This is a genomic window from Gordonia sp. i37 (genome assembly GCF_002043085.1).
GTDB classification, from domain to species: domain Bacteria; phylum Actinomycetota; class Actinomycetes; order Mycobacteriales; family Mycobacteriaceae; genus Gordonia; species Gordonia polyisoprenivorans.
Window position 1 is genome coordinate 1 of the sequence record NZ_MVPX01000146.1, and the last position, 15197, is coordinate 15197.

At 66.8% G+C, this 15197-nt stretch carries 10 protein-coding genes; 2 read left to right on the forward strand and 8 right to left on the reverse strand.

Features of this window, described 5'->3' with window-relative positions; genetic code table 11:
• On the forward strand, positions 1–234 hold a 234-nt coding region (locus tag B1964_RS06945; RefSeq protein WP_290440681.1), incomplete at its 5' end, for a glycine betaine ABC transporter substrate-binding protein.
• A gap of 22 nt (positions 235–256) precedes the next feature.
• Here B1964_RS06945 and B1964_RS06950 read toward each other — a convergent pair.
• Both B1964_RS06950 and B1964_RS06955 read right to left on the reverse strand, forming a co-directional pair.
• On the reverse strand, positions 257–1087 hold the full coding sequence (locus B1964_RS06950; RefSeq protein WP_079929322.1) for an SDR family oxidoreductase: 831 nt from the start codon (positions 1085–1087) through the stop codon (positions 257–259).
• A 30-nt stretch (positions 1088–1117) separates the two neighbouring features.
• On the reverse strand, positions 1118–2650 hold the full coding sequence (locus B1964_RS06955) for an NAD(P)/FAD-dependent oxidoreductase (RefSeq protein ID WP_079929323.1): 1533 nt from the start codon (positions 2648–2650) through the stop codon (positions 1118–1120).
• A 148-nt stretch (positions 2651–2798) separates the two neighbouring features.
• Here B1964_RS06955 and B1964_RS06960 point away from each other — a divergent pair, with 148 nt between their 5' ends.
• On the forward strand, positions 2799–3368 hold the full coding sequence (locus B1964_RS06960; protein ID WP_172398772.1) for a TetR/AcrR family transcriptional regulator: 570 nt from the start codon (positions 2799–2801) through the stop codon (positions 3366–3368).
• A 19-nt stretch (positions 3369–3387) separates the two neighbouring features.
• On the opposite strand, the gene B1964_RS06965 is transcribed toward B1964_RS06960, so the two are convergent.
• The 6 genes from B1964_RS06965 to B1964_RS06990 form a co-directional block, all read right to left on the reverse strand.
• Positions 3388–3699, reverse strand: a complete 312-nt coding sequence (locus B1964_RS06965) for a hypothetical protein (protein WP_139765651.1) — start codon at positions 3697–3699, stop codon at positions 3388–3390.
• Positions 3700–3755: 56 nt separating this feature from the next.
• On the reverse strand, positions 3756–5330 hold the full coding sequence (locus B1964_RS06970; RefSeq protein ID WP_079929326.1) for an APC family permease: 1575 nt from the start codon (positions 5328–5330) through the stop codon (positions 3756–3758).
• 343 nt (positions 5331–5673) lie between these two features.
• Entirely contained in the window at positions 5674–9573 is a 3900-nt protein-coding gene (locus tag B1964_RS06975) for a multifunctional oxoglutarate decarboxylase/oxoglutarate dehydrogenase thiamine pyrophosphate-binding subunit/dihydrolipoyllysine-residue succinyltransferase subunit (RefSeq protein WP_079929327.1), read from the reverse strand.
• Positions 9574–9750: 177 nt separating this feature from the next.
• Positions 9751–13635, reverse strand: a complete 3885-nt coding sequence (locus B1964_RS06980; protein WP_079929328.1) for an ABC transporter ATP-binding protein — start codon at positions 13633–13635, stop codon at positions 9751–9753.
• The gene (locus tag B1964_RS06985) at positions 13632–14354 is read right to left on the reverse strand and encodes a hypothetical protein (RefSeq protein WP_006368552.1); all 723 of its coding nucleotides are present in this window, start codon (positions 14352–14354) and stop codon (positions 13632–13634) included. Before B1964_RS06985 ends, B1964_RS06980 begins: the two co-directional genes overlap by 4 nt.
• Positions 14351–15197: glutathione S-transferase C-terminal domain-containing protein (locus B1964_RS06990; RefSeq protein ID WP_079929329.1), on the reverse strand; the 847-nt coding region annotated here is incomplete at its 5' end. The genes B1964_RS06985 and B1964_RS06990, both read right to left, overlap by 4 nt.

The following is a 15197-nucleotide window of genomic DNA, read 5'->3' on the forward strand; positions in this document are numbered from 1 at the left end:
GTCGAGGCGTTCCCCGCCCCGGCCGGCTCGGCGGGCCGGGGCATCGGACCGCAACCCGAGACACTCGTGCCCGTGTATCGGACCGCGGCGCTGACCCGCGATCAGGTGAAGGCCGTCAATCGGGTGGCCGGCGAGATCACCACCGCCGACCTCGCCACACTCGCCGGCAAGGTCCGCGCCGGCGCGCACCCGGCGGATCTGGCGGCCGATTGGCTCAACGAGCACCAGATCTGACGAGCACCGGATCTGAGGGTGTCTACTTGGCCCGGGTCAGTGCCAGTGCGGTGCCCTTGGCCATGACCCACTGGTACTTCGAGGCGACCACTCGTACCCACAGGTCGAGGAACTTGGCGTCGGCGCCGACCAGGATGCGCGTCTTATTCTTGCGGACGCCGTTGATGATGACGTCGGCGGCGTCCTCGGAGGTCATGCGGGCGAGGTAACGATCGAAGAAGTTGGCCGTCGCGGTGGCGTCGTGATCGCCGGAGACGGTCGCGTTGCGGGCGATCGCGGTCTTGATGCCGCCCGGGTGCACACACGACACCTTGACCGGGTGCTTGGCGACGATCATCTCCTGGTTCAGCGCCTCGGTGAATCCCCGGACGGCGAACTTCGCGGCGTTGTACGCGGCCTGACCGGGCTCGGAGAGGAGGCCGAACAGCGATGAGGTGTTGACGATGTGGCCGTCACCGGAGGCGATGATGTGCGGCAGGAAAGCCTTGGTGCCGTTGACCACTCCCCAGAAGTCGACGTCGACGACGCGCTCGATGTCCTTGAACTCGGTGCGTTCGATCTCGCCGTGGTGGGCGATCCCGGCGTTGTTGAAGATGACGTTGACCCGGCCGTAGTGGGCGACGACGGTCTCGGCGTAGTCAAGGACCGCCTCGCGCTCGGCGACGTTGAGGATCTGCGAGTGCACCTCGCCGCCGGCCTCGGTGATCAGTCGCTCGGTGACCGCGAGCCCGTCCGGATTCACATCGGAGATGGCCAGTTTCGCGCCGAGACGGGAGAGCTTGACCGCGAGGTCGCGGCCCATACCCGAGCCCGCGCCGGTGACGACGACGACCTTGTCGCGAAAGTCCTTCATGAATACCTTCTTTCGTGTGGTGGGAGTTGTTCAGCCGCCGACGCCGGCGGTGGGAGCGGAGGTGAGTTGCGCGGGCACGGTGCTCGCGGCATGGCTGATGTCGTAGGCGGCCACGTCGAACTTTCTTGTCTCGCGCCGGAAGTCGAAGGTGAACCCCGGCCACAGCGTGGTGATGTTGCCGTGGACGTCCTTGTACCAGGAGGCGCATCCGCCGTTGACCCAGACGCTGTTGCGGAGTTTGTGGGCGATGCCGGCGTTGTAGCGGCGCTGTGCGGCCTCGGTCACCTCCACGCGCGTCGCCCCGCGGGCGCGCACGGTGGCGATGTAGTCGACCAGATAGTTCAGCTGGGACTCGATCATGTACACCATCGAGGTGTGGCCCAGACCGGTCGACGGACCGATCATCAGCATCATGTTCGGGAAACCGTGGACGAATGAGCCCTTGTACCCCTGCATCCCGATCTCGTCCCATACATTCGCCAGGCTGCGTCCACCGACGCCGACGATGTGGGAGAAGACCGGGGAGTCGGTGACGTGGAAGCCGGTCGCCACCACCAGGATGTCGATGTCGTGGGCCGCGCCGTCGGCGGTGACGATGCCGGTCTCGGTGACCCGCGTGATCGGATCGGTGACCAGATCGACGTTCGCGCGATCGAGGGCGGGGTACCAGGTGTTGGATCGCAGAATGCGCTTGCAGCCGATCTGGAAGTCGGGGGTGACGGCCTTGCGCAGTTGCGGGTCGCGGATTCCGCGGAAGATGTTGGCGCGGGCCAGCATTTCGACCGGCTTGAGTGCCTTCGGCGAATACGTCATGCCGAAGGCGATGAACTCGTTGAAGGTGTAGATGCCGGCCCGTGAGGCGGTTTGAACGGCCGGAATGTGCGTGAAGGCCCAGCGCTCGACCGGGGTGTAGGGACGCTCGGTGCGCGGAACGATCCACGGCGCGGTGCGCTGATAGACGTCGAGATGTCCGGCGACCTTGGCCAATTCGGGAACGATCTGGATCGCCGAGGCGCCGGTGCCGATCACCGCGACGCGCTTGCCGGCGAAGTCCACCGAGTCGTCCCAGCGGGCCGAGTGCATGATGGTGCCGCCGAACGAGTCGATGCCGTCGATGTCGGGAAGGTTCGGCTCGCACAGCGGGCCGACCGCACCGACGAGATGACGTGCGCGATAGGTGTTCTCGGCGCCGTCGGTGACCGTCGAGACGATCCAGTGGGCGGTGTCCTCATCCCAGCGGGCTTCGGTGACCTCGGTGCCGAATCGTGCCTTCGCGCGTACGCCGTGCTCGTCGGCGACGGCGTTGATGTAGCGGTGGATCTCCGGCTGATGGGAGTAGGAGCGCGACCACTCGGGATTCGGTGCGAACGAGTACGAGTACAGGTTCGACGCCACGTCGCAGGCGGCGCCGGGGTAGGTGTTGTCGCGCCAGGTGCCGCCGAAGTCGCTGCCGCGGTCGAGGATGACGTAATCGTCGATGCCGCGCTGCGCGAGCTTGATGGCCGCGCCGAGGCCGGAGAACCCGGCTCCGACGATGGCGATCTCTACATCATGCGTTGTCATGGTGACTGAGCTTAGTGAGCTATTGAACGAACGTCAATAGCTATTGAACAAGAATCAATAAGCTACGATGTACCCCGTGAGCACGTCGAAGACCAGCATCTCGAGTCCGGGTACCTCGGGTTCCGGTACTTCCGGCCGTCGTACCCGCATGAGTCCGTCGGCGCGACGTGACCAGTTGATCGCACTCGGTCTCGAGATGGTCGGCAACCGACCGCTGGAGCAGGTGTCCATCGACGCCATCGCCGAGGTGGCCGGGGTGTCGCGCGCCCTGCTGTTCCATTATTTCGAGTCCAAACAGGACTTTCATGTGGCGATCGCGCGCGCCCAGGCGCAGGAGATGCTCGATTGCACAGCACCCGATGACTCCCTGGGGGATCCGCTGCTGATCCTGGGAGCGTCGATGTCGGCGTTCGTCGACTACGTCACCGAGAACCGAACCGCGTACATGGCGTTGATCCGCGGATCGGCCAGCGCCGACCCGGCGATGCGAGCCGTCACCGACCAGACTCGGACGGTCATGGTCGAGCGGATTCTCGAGCGCGCGGGCGGGCTCGGCATCGAGAGCACCGCGTCGGTGCGGTTGGCGGTCGCCGGGTGGATTGCCTTCGTCGAGGAGGTGACGATCAATTGGCTCGCCGACGCACCGATTTCCCGGGCTGAGCTCCTCACCCTGATCACCACCTCCCTTCCCGCGCTCGCTGTGAGTGCCGACGGATGAGATCGTTGCGCGGCACAGGTCAGGAGGGGGCCGACTCGCGCGAGAGGGTGATCGCCGTACCCAGCAGCCGGCGTGCGTTGGTCAACCGCCGCCGGTAGGTGGGTCTGGCGAGAAGTGCCAGCCCGCCGGCGAGGACGGGGACGCACAGGCCCCAGTGCGGGTTGATCGCGATCAGCGTCGCCGCGACCACGAGCAGTGCTGCCGCCGCGAGCATGATCGACAACCGGATTCTGCGTAACTCGTTGGCGCCGTTGATAACCGCCTTTACTCCGTCGGCGTGCCAACCCGTGGCGCAGTCGGGACAGGACCATCGTGGCGATGCGGAGCTCATCAACTGTGCGGTACTGGTTCCGCAGGAGCATCGTACGGTCAGCCCGACGGTCGCGGTCATGCCGTTTCCCCTGTGGTCCTCGACACCGTCGCGCCTGCAACTGCGGCCTGTGTGACGACCGGGATGTCCATCGTCTGGTCCCGCACGGTGAACCGGGCGCGTTCCTGCACCACACGGCGGTAGATGTAGAGGGCGCAGCCGAGCACCAACAGTGCCAGGCCGACGATGAACTCCCGGATTCCGCCGTATCCGGTCATCGAGAACGAGGTTGCGCCGACCGCGAGCAGCAGGCAGTTGAAGAGGGCCAGTGCGGCGGCCACCCACAGCCAGGGGGTTGACAGCCGCATGGGGCGGGGCAGGTCGGGGCGGTCCCTGCGTAGCAGCAGGACCGCCGACAGCGCGAAGACGTGGCAGAGTACGTAGCCCATGTTGCTCGCCGCGAGCACCGCAACCGTTGTCGGGAGCAGCAGCACGGCGCAGATGTTGAGGACGACGTCGACATACATTCCGCGATTGGGCACATTGTGTTTGTTGACGTGGTCGAACCACGTGATCGTCATGCCACTGCGAGCCATGCCGTAAAGGGTGCGGGCGCCGCCGGCGCTCGCCGCGTTCATCCCGAGCAGGAAGCTGCCGATCATGAAGATGATGACGACATTCGATGCGGCACCACCGATTTCGCGATGGAGGAGATCGGCGTAGAAGCCCATGGGTGCATCGGCCATCGCTTGCTGGCTCACCACGCCGCCGAGTGCCACGGGCAGGAGCGCATAGACGCCGAGGCAGAACATGGCCGAGCGGATCAGCGCCTTGTGGGTGTCGCGTTCGGTGTCGTGGTATTCCGGGGCGAATGTCGCACACACCTCGATCCCGTAGGCCGACCACGCGTTGAGGTAGAGCCAGACGAGTCCGAGTTGTACTGCACCCCAAGGACTGCCCGCAGCGCCGAGCAGCCCCCAGGAGAGGTGTGAGAACGAGAAGTCGGACAGGAAGAACGGGACGATCATGAACAGGATCAGCGGAACGAACAGGAGTGTGCCGGTGAGGTAGCCCATCAGCTTCATCGGTTTGACGCCCAGCGAATTGATGATCCACAACGCGATGATCAGGCCCACCGCGATCAGTCGGGGCAGATCGAGGTGGACGATGTGGGTGACACTCCAGGTCTGGCTTGGAAACCATTGGGCCTGAACGAGACTGCCGGTGGTGAGCCCGAAGATCGCCAGGACCGACGACCATCCGGCCCAGTAACCGATGGCCGACATGGGGCCGGCGAGGCTGAACCGTGACCGCCATCCTTCGAAGGCGTACATCGCGATACCGCCGGAGTGCTCGGGGAACATCGTTGCCGGTTCGGTGTAGATCTTGTTCTGCAACACGGCGATGATCATCGACCCGAGCCAGAAGGCGAGCGCACCGAGGGCGCCGATCTGGCCGGTCGTGTAGCCGATCCCGGCAATGATGAAACCGGGGTTGGACAGCGTCATCACGAAGCCGTCGTACCAATGCATGGTCTTGAGCAGTCGGCGCTCGTCGACGACTGCGACGGCGGTTTCGGTGGAGTGGTGGTCGGCGGTCAGGGCGGCTGTCACGGACGGCGCCGCGTCCGAGTGATCGGAAGAGAGAGACATGGGGTGGAGTCCTTCGGAGAGGAGAGCTGCGATCCTGGCAGAGCCATGCCGTCGAGGAATCCACTGGCGGGGTGCTCTGTCAACCAATAGGAAACTCGCGCAGTGTTGCGCCAGTGTCACCCGTCTGTTTCTTCTTACGATACAAGTCTACCAAGGGTAGACGATTCGTACTGTTTGTTCGATTTCAACGGCCCTCTCCGGTCTTATCGAGGCCCGCAACCCGACGGCAGTGACAAAGACGGCAGCGATGACAAAGACGGCAGCGATGACAAAGACGGCAGCGATGACAAAGAGGCCGTACCCGGGAAATTCCCGGATACGGCCTCTCGCGGTTCGAAGAACGTCAGGCGAAAGCCCCGTCGATGATCTCGGCCTGCTCGACGGCATGAACCTTGCTCGACCCCGACGACGGCGCCGACATCGGACGCCGCGACAGCCGGCGCAGACCCTTGAGCAGGTCCGGCAGCAACTCGGGCAACCACAGACCCAGGAACGGCCACGGGCCCTGGTTGGCCGGCTCCTCCTGCACCCATGCGAAGTCCTCGGCGTTCGGGTAGCGCTCGAGGGTGTCGCGCAGCCGGCGATGCGGCACCGGGTAGAGCTGCTCGACGCGCACGATGGCGATGTCGTCCCGCTCGTCCTTCTCACGGCGCGCGGCGAGCTCGTAATACAGCTTGCCGCTGACCAGCAGCACGCGCTTGACCTTGTCGCGGTCGGCGTCGGAACCCTTGGCGGCGAAGTGCGGGTCGTCGATCACCGAGCGGAACTTGTCCTCGGTGAAGTCCTCGACCGGCGACACCGCAGCCTTGTTGCGCAGCATCGACTTCGGGGTGAAGACGATCAGCGGGCGGCTGATGCCGTCGAGGACGTGACGACGCAGCAGGTGGAAGTAGCTCGCCGGCGTCGACGGCAGCGCCACGGTCATCGATCCCTCGGCGCACAGCTGCAGGAAACGCTCGATGCGACCGGAGGTGTGGTCGGGGCCCTGGCCCTCATGGCCGTGGGGGAGTAGCAGCACCACGTCGGAGCGCTGGCCCCACTTGGCCTCGCCGGAGCTGATGAATTCGTCGATGATCGACTGCGCGCCGTTGACGAAGTCGCCGAACTGCGCCTCCCACAGGACCAGTGCGTCCGGGTTGCCCACCGAGTAGCCGTACTCGAAACCGACGACCGCGAACTCCGACAACGGCGAGTCGTAGACCATGAAGCGGCCGAGGGACTCACCGTCGCGCGGTGTCAGATGGTTCAGCGGGGTGTACTCCGACCCGTTCTCCCGGTCGATCAGCACCGAGTGGCGCTGGGTGAAGGTGCCGCGACGCGAGTCCTGGCCGGACAGGCGCACCGTACGGCCCTCGATGACCAGCGATCCGAAGGCGAGCAACTCCGCGAACGCCCAGTCGATGCCACCCTCGGTGGACATCTCATGACGACGCTTGAGCACCGGCTTGACACGCGGATGCGGATCGAAGCCCTCGGGCACGTTGAAGAACGCGTCACCGATCTCGGCGAGCACCGACTTGTCGACGGCGGTCACCAACTTCTGCGGCAGCGGCTGATCGGCCTCGACCGACTCCGACGGTTCGGGACGGAACTTCTCGAGCTCCTTGACCTCGTTGAACACCCGCTCCAGCTGACCCTGGTAGTCGCGCAGGGCGTCCTCGGCCTCCTTGGTGGAGATGTCACCACGACCGATGAGGGCCTCGGTGTAGGACTTGCGGACCCCGCGCTTGGTGTCGATCACGTCGTACATCGCTGGCTGGGTCATCGACGGGTCGTCGCCCTCATTGTGGCCGCGACGGCGGAAGCAGACGAGGTCGATCACCACGTCCTTGTGGTAGGTCTCGCGGTAGTCCACGGCCAGCTTGGCGGCCCACACGCAGGCCTCCGGGTCGTCGCCGTTGACGTGGAAGATCGGCGCACCGATCATCTTCGCGACGTCGGTGCAGTACTCCGAGGACCGTGAGTGCTCGGGCGCGGTGGTGAAGCCCACCTGATTGTTGACCACGATGTGCACGGTGCCACCGGTGCGGTAGCCGGGCAGCATCGCCAGGTTCAGCGTCTCGGGCACGACGCCCTGGCCGGCGAATGCGGCGTCGCCGTGCAGCATCAGCGGCAGGATCGAGAACTGCTGGTCCTCGTCGAGCTGATCCTGCTTGGCGCGCACGAGACCCTCGAGTACCGGGTCGACCGCCTCGAGATGACTGGGGTTGGCCGTCAGCGAGACGTTGATCTCGTTGTCGCCGAACATCTGGTAGTACTTGCCCTCGGCACCGAGGTGATACTTCACATCGCCCGAACCGTGGGCCTGCGACGGATTCAGATTGCCCTCGAACTCGGTGAAGATCTTCGAGTACGGCTTGCCGACGATGTTGGCCAGCACATTGAGGCGACCACGGTGCGGCATGCCGATGACGACCTCACCGAGACCGTGCTCGGCGCTCTGGTCGATCACCGCGTCCATCATCGGGATCACCGACTCCGCGCCCTCGAGCGAGAAGCGTTTCTGCCCGACGTACTTGGTCTGCAGGAACGTCTCGAAGGCCTCGGCCGCGTTGAGCTTGGACAGGATGTACTTCTGCTCGGCCACCGGGGGCTTGACGTGCTTGATCTCGACCCGCTCCTGCAGCCAGCGCTGCTGATCGGGTTCGAGGATGTGGGTGTACTCGACACCGACGTGGCGGCAGTAGGCGTCACGCAGGATCGACAGCACATCGCGCAACTTCATCTTCTGCTGCCCGTGGAAGCCGCCGACGTTGAACGTGCGGTCGAGGTCCCACAGCGTCAGGCCGTAGGTGAGGATGTCGAGGTCGGGATGGCTGGTCCGCGCATCGCTGTCCATCATCAACGGGTCGATGTCGGCCATCAGATGGCCGCGATTGCGGTATGCCGCGATCAGCTCGAGCACACGGGTGTTCTTGTCGACCGCACCCGCAGGGATGTCCCGACGCCACCGGATCGGCTCGTAGGGGATGTGGAAGGCGGTGAAGATCTCGTCGTAGAACGCGTCGTCGAGGAGCAACTCGTGGATGCGGCGCAGGAAATCGCCGGACTCCGCGCCCTGGATGATGCGGTGATCGTAGGTGGACGTCAGCGTCATCAGCTTGCCGACGCCGAGCTCGGCGATCTGTTCGTCACTGGCGCCCTGGAACTCCGCCGGATACTCCATCGCGCCGGCGCCGATGATCGCGCCCTGCCCCTTCATCAGCCGCGGCACCGAGTGCACGGTGCCGATGGTGCCGGGGTTGGTGAGCGAAACCGTCACGCCCGCAAAGTCTTCCGCGCCGAGCTTGCCGTCGCGGGCGCGCCGCACGATGTCCTGGTAGCCGGTGTAGAACTCGGCGAACCCCATCGTCTCGCACTTCTTGATGGCGGCGACCACCAGCGTGCGGTTGCCATCCTTGCCGACGAGGTCGATGGCCAGGCCGAGGTTGGTGTGGGCCGGGGTGACGACGTTCGGCTTGCCGTCGACCTCGGCGAAATGCCGATTCATGTTCGGGAACGACTTGATCGCCTGCACGATCGCGTAGCCGAGGATGTGGGTGAAGCTGATCTTGCCGCCACGGGTGCGGGCGAGATGGTTGTTGATGACGATGCGGTTGTCGATCATCAGCTTCGCCGGAACGGCGCGAACACTGGTGGCCGTGGGGATCTGCAGCGACGCCGCCATGTTCTTGGCGATGGCGGCGGCCGGTCCGCGCAACACCTTGGTCTCGTCCTCGGTGGCCGCGGGCGCCGCCGCCGCGGGCTTGGCCACCGGCTCCTTGGCGGGGCGATCCTTCTGCGACTGCGACGACCCGTCGCGGCTGGCGACGCTGCGGCCGGAGGCGGCCTTGGTCGCCGACGCCTCGCGGGCGGGGGTCTTGCGGGTGCTCGTCGCACGCGGCTCGGGACCCTGATCGAGGGTCACGCCCTGCTTGCGCTGCGGGGCGGGCTGGGAGTCGGTCGACGTGGCTGGGCTGGGCTTGGCAGTGCTGGGCTTGGTCGGGCTGGGCTTGGTGGGGCTGGGCTGGGCCGGGGCGGACGCCGAGCCGTTGCCGGCGGCGCCGTTCGCGGATGCGGCGCGGGCACCCGTCCCGTTCGACGACCCGCTCGCGCCGGTGTCGCCACCGTTCGGTGTGTAGTTCTTCAGAAGGTCGTGCCAACTCGGGTCCACCGAGTTCGGATCCTTCTGGTACTGCTGGTACATTTCCTCGCCCAGCCATTCGTTCTGTCCGAAGTCGGTTTCGGATGTCGAACTGCTCACAGCGGTTTCTCGCCTCAATTCCCTGAAGGTGTCGGGTCGCCACGTCACGACGAAAGTCTCTTGTGAAGATCGTCGTGAACCACCTGCCGATGGTACGCGCCCACCACGCTGTGGACGTCGTGAGTCCCACCTCACCGAGGGCGCACGTCGTCGGGTCGCCGCCGGGCGCCGGTGAACTCAGCGGATGAGTTCGTCGGCAGGTTCGATACCGTCGGCGTCCGGGTCGACACCGGCATCCCAGAACGCGCGGTACCTACCGCCCAACGTGAGCAGATCGTCGTGTGTTCCCATCTCCACGATCCGGCCGCCGTCGACCACCGCGATCACATCGGCGCGCGCCGCGGTCGCGAGGCGATGCGCGACGATCACCGACGTCCGGCTGCGGGTCACCGCGTCGCCGGCGGCGAGCACCATCGCCTCGGTCGCCTGGTCGAGGGTGGCCGTCGCCTCGTCGAGCAGGAGTAGGTCGGGTTCGACGAGCTCGGCTCGCGCGAGCGCGATGAGCTGGCGCTGCCCGGACGACAGTCCGGCCCCGCGCTCGCCGATCGGGTGCCGCATGCCGCCCGGCAGACCGGCGATCATCGTCGTGGCACCGACCGCGGCGGCGGCGGCGGCGATCTGTTCGTGGTCGGCGTCGGGCCGCCCGTAGGCGATGTTGTCGGCGACGGTGCCGGTGAACAGGTGCGGTTCCTGCGGCACGATGCCGATGTGGCGGCGATAGCCGCGCAGCGTGAACCGGCGGATGTCGGTGCCGTCCATCCGCACGACACCGTCGGTGGGGTCGTAGAACCGGGCGAGCAGTTTCACGATCGTGGACTTGCCGGCGCCGGTACGGCCCACCAATGCCAGGGAGGTGCCGGCGGGGATGTGCAGGTCGATGCCGCCGAGCGCATCGACGCTCGCCCCCGAATACCGGAACGCGACGTCGTCGAGGCGCGCGTCACCGGTGAACCGTGCAACCCCGGGATCGATGGCATCGCTGCGTTCGGCGACGGTCGTCTCGGTACGCAAGAGGTCGGCGATGCGCCGCAGACCGACGACCGCCTGCTGATAACCGTCGAAAACCTGTGAAAGTTGTTGTACAGGACCGAACAACAGCGACAAGTAGAGGATGAAGGCGACCAGGGTGCCCGCCGACAACGCGCCCGTCGTGATCTGGTGCGCGCCGACCGCGATCGTCGCCGCGGTCGCCAGATCGCTGCACAACGTGATGAACGGGAAGTAGACCGAGATCGCCCGCTGCGAGGTCATTCGCGCGCGTACCCAGTCCAACGTCAGCCCGGTGAAGCGGCGGGTGGCCGGGGCGGTGTTGCGGTAGGCCTGGGTGGTCTTGATGCCGGCGATGTTCTCCTGGAAGTCGGCGTTGACCGCACTGACCAGTTCTCGGGAGCGCGTGTAGGCGCGTGAGGCGATCCGACGGAAGACCACGGTCGCCACGATCAGGACCGGCAGCACCGGCAGGATCAGCGCGCCGAGTTCGAGGTCGGTGAACAGCATCGCCACGGTGACCCCGACCAGCGTCAGCACCGCCACGATCGCGGTCGACAGGCCGGTCTGCAAAAACGTCGAGAGGGCGTCGACGTCGGTGGTCATCCGCGTCATGATGCGCCCGGACAACTCGCGCTCGTAGTAGTCGAGGCCGAGTCGCTGCAGGTGCGCGTAGCTGCGCACACGCAAGCCGAACAGCACTCGTTCACCCGCGCGGGTCGAGTACAGCGTCATGCCCGCGGCGGCGAACCAGCCGAGCACGACGGTGCCCACGCCGATCCCGGTCGCGATGAGCAGGGTGCGTTCGTCGGTGTGGGTGGCCGCGTCGATGACGGTGCGTGCCAACGACGGGAAGACCAGCCCGGTGAGGGTGTCCACGCCGATCGCCACGATGGCCAGGGCCAGCAGCCAGCGCACCGGCGCCAGGATCTGCCACAGCGAGAAATGCGGATTCTCCACCCGCATCGCGTCGACGTCGACCCGCGGATCCTCGTCGGCGGGCCGCAATCGTGCGACGGAGGCGAGCAGGGCCGGGGTGGCGGGCATGGCACCCAATGCGCCGGCGATCCCCGCGCCCCGACCGCCACGGCCCCCGGTTCCACCGGCCGGCGCGGCGCTCCCGGCGCGGGTGGTCGAATCCTCTTCCGGCGCAGGCGCATCGGCGGGCCACAGGTCCTCGGTGTGTTGCGGCGGCGCCGGGGTGAACGTTGCGGCGGCGTCGTCGGCGATCGACTGGACCGGCGACATCAGCGCACGGAAACGCGGGCTGCGCTCTTCGAGCTCGGCGACGGTGCCCACGTCGACGATACGGCCCTCGTCGAGGACGGCGACACGATCGGCGAGCATGAGGGTCGACCGCCGGTGCGCGAGCACCAGCATGGTGGGCCGGTCGGTGGAGCGGTCACGCAGACGGTGCAGGATGCGTGACTCGGTGGAGGCGTCGACCGCCGAGGTCGCATCGTCGAGGACGAGCAAGCGGGGGTCGGCGTAGAGCGCACGTGCCAGGGCCACCCGCTGGCGTTGCCCGCCGGACAGGGTGAGGCCGCGCTCGCCGACGACGGTGTCGAATCCGTCGGGCAGTGCGGTGATGAAGTCGAGGGCGTCGGCGTCCCGGGCGGCGGCGAGCAGGCGCGGCGCCACCGGCCCGGAGCCGGGAGTGGGGGACTGCTCGGGACGATCGCCGAGGGTGATGTTGGTGGCAATGGTGTCCGAGTACAGGAATGGCTCGTCGAAGACGACGCCCACCGCCGAGTGCAGGGCATCCGCAGAGAGTTCGGAGAGCGGATGACGCGTCGAGGAATCCGGTCCGGACAGCAGCGCGATGGTGCCGCGGTCGGGGCGTCGGTGGCGGCTGACGAGATCGGCGAGGGTCGACTTGCCCGATCCGGGCGGACCGACGACGGCGACGCATTCGCCCGGCGCGATCTGCAGATCGATACCGTCGAGGACGGTGCGGTCGTCGTGGCCGAACACCACACCGGACAACTCCAGTCCCAGCGGGCCGTCGGGCAGACCGGCGGTGTTCGCGTCGTCGGGGTCGGTGGGTGCGTCGACGACGTCGTAGACCCGCTCCACCGCGGCGCGGGCGAGTTGACCGCTGACCACCACGTTGGTCAGCAGTCGCGCGAGGGTGGTCATGGTCGTGACGTAGGTCGCGAACGCGAGGAAGGTGCCCGCGGTGATCGACCCGTTGAGGGTGAGGTAGCCACCGACACCGATGACCGCGACCAGGCCGAGTTGCGGGATCGCCGACATGGTCGGGGTGAAGTATGAGTTGATCTTGCCCGCACGCAGCCGCTTGGCGAAGAGATCGCGTCCGAGTCCGACGAGTTCATCGACGGCGCGCGTCTCCTGCCCGAACCCCTTGACGACGCGGACGCCGGTGACCGTCTCCTCGACGTGTTGTGCCACATCGGCGGCGGCCTGCTGCGCCGACCAGGTGGCCGCGAACAATCGGCGGCGGGTGGTGAGCACGACCACGGCCACCATCGGCAGGATCGCCAGCGAGATCACGGTGAGCAGTGGCGAGAGATAGAGCATGATGCCCAGCGCGATCACCACCTGGACCGCGGCGCCGGCGGAGAGCGGCACCATCGCCAGCAGTCCCTGCACGATCTGCAGATCCGAGATCGACCGCGAAACGACCTGGCCGGTACGGATGTCGGTCTGGGTGGCGCCGTCGAGATGAAGTAAGGTACGTAAGAGCTTGAGCCGCAACGCATTCTGCACCGAAATCGACAGCTGACCCGCGGTCAGCCGGCGACCGAACTGGCAGAAATACCGCACGATCGCGAGGCCGATCATCGCGACCACGATCGTCGGGATGGTCCACGAACCGGGGATGCCGGTGGCGCGGTCGAGGGCCGCGCGCGCGAGCAATGGCGCGACCAGGTCGACGCCAACCGCCACCAGGGTGACCGTCAACGTCACCATCACGAGCCGGCGGTACTGCACGCATTCGGCGGTCAGACGGCGCACCCAGCCGCGTCCACCGTCGTCGGGTGAGCCGGCTTCCGGAACGACCGGCCCGGTGGCGGGTGGATCGACCTGGGTCCAGCGGGTCGAGGCGGTCACGGGTTGCCGCGGGGCAACCAGGGGTCGGAGACAACGGTGCCGTCGAGCGTCCAGTGCTGTGGTGGGGGACCGAAGGCCTCGCGCGCATTGGCGATCACCCGCCTGCCCAGCACCCGGTTACCCGCTCCGCCGATGACCGCCCCGATACCCGCGGGGAGGAGGCGGCCGATCACCAACGGAGCGCGTTTGAGTGCGTACTTCTTGGCGATCCGGTTCATCAGGTTCTTGTTGAGTTTCGCGAAGGCGCCACTCGGGGCCGAGGCGCGCCCGAGTCGGCGTAGGGCGCCACCCTGCGTTCCGACGACACGGCCGAGGATGCTCAGGCCCTCCTCGCCGAGGGCGACGGTCAGGACCAGCGTCTTACGACGTTCGCTCTCATGCACCCCGATGCCGTGCACCTCGGCGATCGCGAGTGCCAGCAGCGCCGACGCCTCGAGGAACAGCGCTGTCTCACCGGTCATCGCGCCCAGTGCGGTGAACGTGCCGACGCCGGGGACCGCGGCGGTCGCGCCGACCGCCGACCCGGACCCGGTGACCGCGGTGAGATAGCGCTTCTCCAGGCGGGTGATGATCTGGGCGGGGGAGTCGTCGGGATGCTTCTCCCGAAGCGCCCGAACATACTTGGCGACAGCGGGTGCCTGCAGCCGCTGCGCCTTGTCGAGCATGTTGCCGGTGAACTCCACCGACCGCCCGGACGCGGGAGTCGTCTTCTCGCTCATGACGTCGGCACCCAGTGCTCGGCGGGGACGACCTCGGCGGGACGCGGGGGTGGTGGCGGGGTGCCGTCGCCGAACGGGGCGCCGCCGAGCTCCTCGCGGTGGTGCGGGGTCAGCCAATTGCGCAGGTCGGGGCCCTGCGGAACGATCCCGGTGGGATTGATGTCGCGGTGGACGATGTAGTAGTGCTGCTTGATCTGGGTGAAATCGGTGGTGTCGCCGAAGCCCGGGGTCTGGAAGAGGTCGCGGGCATAGGCCCACAGCACGGGCATCTCGGCGAGTTTGGTCCGATTGCACTTGAAGTGGCCGTGATAGACGGCGTCGAACCGCGCCAAGGTGGTGAACAGTCGCACGTCGGCTTCGGTGATGGTGTCGCCCACCAGGTATCGCTGTGTCGCGAGTCGTTCGGAGAGCTCGTCGAGCTTGGTGAACAGCCGTGCGTAGGCCTTGTCGTAGGAGTCCTGACTACCGGCGAAACCGCATCGGTAGACGCCGTTGTTGACCTCGGTGTACACCCCTTTGTTGACGGCGTCGATCTCGTCGCGCAGATGCTCGGGGTAGAGCTGCGGTGCGCCGTCGCGGTGGTGATCGGTCCACTCGAGTTCGAAGTCGATGGTGATCTGCGGGAAGTCGTTGGTGACGACCTCGCCGGTCGGGATGTCCACGATCGCGGGCACGGTGATGCCCTTGGGGTAGCCGGGGAAACGCTTGTCGTAGGCGTCCTTGAGGCGGGGGATGCCGAGCACCGGATCGACACCGCCGGGGTCGAGGTCGAAGGTCCACGAGTCGGCGTCGTGGGTGGGTCCGCACAGGCCGAGGGAGATGGCGTCCTCGAGTCCGAGGAGC

Coding starts and splice junctions, on each gene's coding strand:
- B1964_RS06985 (WP_006368552.1), bottom strand. CDS start 14,354: ATGAGCGAGAAGACGACTCCCGCGTCCGGGCGGTCGGTGGAGTTCACC.
- B1964_RS06970 (WP_079929326.1), bottom strand. CDS start 5,330: ATGTCTCTCTCTTCCGATCACTCGGACGCGGCGCCGTCCGTGACAGCC.
- B1964_RS06960 (WP_172398772.1), top strand. CDS start 2,799: ATGAGTCCGTCGGCGCGACGTGACCAGTTGATCGCACTCGGTCTCGAG.
- B1964_RS06965 (WP_139765651.1), bottom strand. CDS start 3,699: ATGAGCTCCGCATCGCCACGATGGTCCTGTCCCGACTGCGCCACGGGT.
- B1964_RS06950 (WP_079929322.1), bottom strand. CDS start 1,087: ATGAAGGACTTTCGCGACAAGGTCGTCGTCGTCACCGGCGCGGGCTCG.
- B1964_RS06955 (WP_079929323.1), bottom strand. CDS start 2,650: ATGACAACGCATGATGTAGAGATCGCCATCGTCGGAGCCGGGTTCTCC.